The 299-nt window shown below is 42.5% G+C and carries 1 protein-coding gene; it reads right to left on the bottom strand.

The annotated features are described in order from the left end of the window. Positions 1-28: 28 nt before the first annotated feature. The coding region (locus AB4512_RS25385) for a GNAT family N-acetyltransferase (protein WP_372176230.1) at positions 29-299 on the bottom strand (271 nt) is incomplete at its 5' end.

Below are 299 nucleotides of genomic sequence, written 5' to 3'. Positions count from 1 at the left end.
GTTTATTCATCGTTCTCTTTTTATCTGATCACGAATCGTACATTGCCCAACGGAAATAAGGTCTTTGACCATCCATTCGCTCAACCTCTGCACCCAACCTTTTGTAGAAATCATGCGCTTTCTTATTATGTGGACTTGCCGTCCATGAGATGTGAGAGGCATATGATGACTCCGCTTGTGACTTTAAAGCCAACATAAGTTCACGGCCATACCCTTTTGATCTTTGATTTCCTGTAACCATTAGGTCGTCAAGCCAGATTGATGGCTCTCCACTGAAGGATGAATATCGATAGTGATAC

Source organism: Vibrio sp. 10N.222.52.B7, from assembly GCF_041474275.1.
In the GTDB taxonomy this organism is placed as follows: Bacteria; Pseudomonadota; Gammaproteobacteria; order Enterobacterales; family Vibrionaceae; genus Vibrio; species Vibrio crassostreae_C.
The sequence above is the reverse complement of the archived record's forward strand: the minus strand, read 5'-3'. Positions and strand labels throughout refer to the sequence as shown.